6 protein-coding genes are annotated in these 2782 nt (G+C 50.9%); 4 read left to right on the top strand and 2 right to left on the bottom strand.

What is annotated here, in order from left to right; translation table 11 throughout:
- Together RTK32_RS20875 and RTK32_RS20870 are read left to right on the top strand one after the other, a co-directional pair.
- Positions 1–135: LuxR C-terminal-related transcriptional regulator (locus RTK32_RS20875; protein WP_312047286.1), on the top strand; the 135-nt coding region annotated here is incomplete at its 5' end.
- 124 nt (positions 136–259) lie between these two features.
- Entirely contained in the window at positions 260–865 is a 606-nt protein-coding gene (locus tag RTK32_RS20870; protein ID WP_312047285.1) for an autoinducer synthase, read from the top strand.
- A 2-nt stretch (positions 866–867) separates the two neighbouring features.
- On the opposite strand, the gene RTK32_RS20865 is transcribed toward RTK32_RS20870, so the two are convergent.
- Together RTK32_RS20865 and RTK32_RS20860 are read right to left on the bottom strand one after the other, a co-directional pair.
- Positions 868–1206: a GlpM family protein gene (locus RTK32_RS20865; RefSeq protein ID WP_312047283.1), complete on the bottom strand. Its 339-nt coding sequence runs from the start codon at positions 1204–1206 to the stop codon at positions 868–870.
- 74 nt (positions 1207–1280) lie between these two features.
- Complete coding sequence (locus RTK32_RS20860; RefSeq protein WP_125288658.1) at positions 1281–1505, bottom strand: DUF2594 family protein; 225 nt, start codon at positions 1503–1505, stop codon at positions 1281–1283.
- A 238-nt stretch (positions 1506–1743) separates the two neighbouring features.
- On the opposite strand from RTK32_RS20860, the gene uvrY reads away from it, so the two are divergent.
- Both uvrY and RTK32_RS20850 read left to right on the top strand, forming a co-directional pair.
- Positions 1744–2403, top strand: coding sequence for a UvrY/SirA/GacA family response regulator transcription factor (uvrY, locus tag RTK32_RS20855; RefSeq protein ID WP_312047281.1), 660 nt, complete (start codon positions 1744–1746; stop codon positions 2401–2403).
- A partial coding sequence (locus RTK32_RS20850) for a GIY-YIG nuclease family protein (RefSeq protein WP_312047279.1) occupies positions 2396–2782 on the top strand: 387 nt, incomplete at its 3' end. The genes uvrY and RTK32_RS20850, both read left to right, overlap by 8 nt.

Here is a 2782-nt window from a genome sequence, read left to right as displayed (position 1 = left end):
GCAGCGGAGATCTCTTTGATCCTGTCCATTTCGACACATACTGTTAATTTTCATCAGAAAAATATGCAAAGAAAGTTCAACGCCCCCAATAAAACGCAGGTGGCTTCTTACGCTGCGGCTATCGGGCTACTTTAACCCATAAGAGCTACCAATTTTAGTAGTTTCGTCTTGCCGGTCGGTTGTCTACCCTGCGCCTGGGGTTGCCAGTCCTGAGCCACATGGAAAGGCATTCAGTAGTGAATGCAACAGAGGATTAACGATGAAGATTATCCAGACCAAGCTAAGGGACATGCCTTCCTCTTTGCTGGCAGAATTAGGAAGTTATCGCTATAGCGTTTTTGCGCGCGGCGAAGGATGGTCAATTCCATCACGTTTAAGCACTCCCGGCCAGGAGTACGATCGTTTTGACCGCTCTGATGTGGTCTGGTTAATCGCCTGGACTGCACAGCAAGGCATTTGCGGCTGCGCTCGTCTGATGGAATGGCAGGACAAAGACAACGCAGAAAAGCGTCCGCAGGCCGCCTGGGAAATGTCGCGTTTTTCCGCTCGTCTGGATGTCGACCCCGAATTGCCATTAAGTATTCTCTGGCACAGCGTTCAGCTGGCTGAGCAATCGGGCGTAGACTATCTCTATAGCGCGGCCACGCCCATGCTGGAAAGAATGTTTGAACAGCATCTGGTGGTTTATGAGCCGTTAACGGCCGGCGTCATTCAGTCTGAAGATAACCTTTTTGCCGTCAGGATCCCGGTTAATCAGCCTAACCTGGCGGAAAAATTCCGTGGCGCACGTCGTTTTAGCCCGGAAGAAGTGTTGCCAACGTTGGGCGTTTCCGTTAGCTGGAGCGGTAGGGGACGGCAGGCTTAATACTAAGCCTGGCTACGCGCCCATAGCGTAATCAGCAGCCACGCTGCGAGACACCAGCACCCTACGGCGCAGCCAAGCGCCAGGGGGACTCGCATCATGCCGACAAAATACCAAAGCGTCAGCAGATAGATAAAATAGGGGATGATGGCCCACATCCCAAAAATGATAGTGGTGCGAAGGGCCTCAACGCCGCGTTCACTGGCGACGATATAGTGAGCAATCAGAGCGAAAGTAGGAAAGAGCGGCAGTAGCCCAGCCAGATAATAGCTACGCGTTTTAGACAGTACGCCAATTAAAACCACCACCAGCGCACCTAAAACCGCTTTAAAGATTAAGCCCATTGTGCCCCTAAGCTACCCGTAAGCTGAGCGAGCCCGTTGCTGTTCGGCAAACAATGGGCTGACTACCTGGCGTTTTACTGGCGATATGCCTGTTTGATTTGACTAATTGTGCTACTGAAGACGTCTGCCTGCTGGCGATCCGTCAGCTGGGCAATATATTTTTCCATGTTAATAATGACTTTACCGGCATCGGCCTGACCCATACCTTTCAACATAAATGTAACCAGCGCTTTCATGCAGGCCATCTCTTCGGCCAAAGTTTGCGTATCTTTACTGGTTGAAAAATCAGTGTCGCTCATATTTTCTCCTGGTTTTTTTATTAACGGATCGGCTGCGCGATTTTAAGGTGTTGATAACACATTTAAGCAACGAGTATATCATATTTACCCCGTCTATACAGGCACCTGGCGCGAACGGCATGCAATAAGCCTGCGTAGCAGAGGCGTTTTTTTATATTCTAACCACAATGAAAAAGAGGTAAAATAGACGGTCTTTTAATGATTCATCCCCCGGTTAATACCCATTTGGAGAGGCCTTTTGATACGCGTTCTTCTTGTTGACGACCACGAACTGGTACGGGCTGGCATTCGACGCATACTGGAAGACATCAAAGGTTTCCAGGTAGTGGGTGAAGCCTGCTGCGGCGAAGATGCCGTAAAGTGGTGCCGTAGCAATGACGTTGAGGTCGTGCTGATGGACATGAACATGCCCGGTATCGGTGGGCTGGAGGCCACGCGGAAAATTGTCCGCTACAGCCCGGATGTGAAAATCATTATGTTGACCATTCATACCGAAAATCCGTTGCCCGCCAGGGTAATGCAGGCAGGGGCGGCAGGTTACCTCAGCAAGGGCGCCGCGCCGCAGGAGGTGGTCAGCGCGATTCGGCAGGTCAATGCCGGTCAACGCTATATAGCTTCGGATATCGCCCAGCAGATGGCCCTCAGCCAGATCGAGCCGCAAAAAACGGACTCGCCCTTCGATTGTTTGTCGGAACGTGAATTACAGATTATGCTGATGATCACCAGGGGCCAGAAAGTGGCAGATATTTCCGAACAGCTCAGCCTGAGTCCAAAGACCGTTAACAGCTATCGCTATCGTATGTTCAGCAAGCTGAATATCAGCGGTGACGTGGAGTTAACGCATCTGGCTATCCGGCACGGGCTGTTTAATGCGGAGTCGTTAACCAGTAGTGAATGATGTTTTTGATGCCAAATCTTTTCTGAAAACGGTCACCAGCCAGCCAGGCGTTTATCGCATGTATGATGCTGGCGGCACGGTTATCTATGTCGGTAAAGCCAAAGATTTAAAAAAGCGCCTGTCCAGCTACTTCCGTGGCGATCTGGGCAGCCGGAAAACCGAAGCGCTGGTGGCCAGCATTCACCAGATAGACGTGACGGTCACCCACACTGAAACCGAAGCGCTGCTGCTCGAACATAACTACATCAAGCTTTATCAGCCGCGCTATAACGTTTTGCTGCGTGATGACAAGTCTTATCCCTATATTTTTCTCAGCGCGGATGAACACCCTCGACTGGCCAGCCATCGTGGCGCGAAGCATGCCAAAGGCGAATACTTC

Origin of the sequence: Erwinia sp. (assembly GCF_031978025.1) — a bacterium.
Taxonomy (GTDB): domain Bacteria; phylum Pseudomonadota; class Gammaproteobacteria; order Enterobacterales; family Enterobacteriaceae; genus Erwinia.
The sequence above is the reverse complement of the archived record's forward strand: the minus strand, read 5'-3'. Positions and strand labels throughout refer to the sequence as shown.

Bases quoted from the DNA above. Each gene is read 5' to 3' on its own strand.
- RTK32_RS20860 (WP_125288658.1), bottom strand. From the start codon at position 1,505: ATGAGCGACACTGATTTTTCAACCAGTAAAGATACGCAAACTTTGGCC.
- RTK32_RS20865 (WP_312047283.1), bottom strand. From the start codon at position 1,206: ATGGGCTTAATCTTTAAAGCGGTTTTAGGTGCGCTGGTGGTGGTTTTA.
- RTK32_RS20870 (WP_312047285.1), top strand. From the start codon at position 260: ATGAAGATTATCCAGACCAAGCTAAGGGACATGCCTTCCTCTTTGCTG.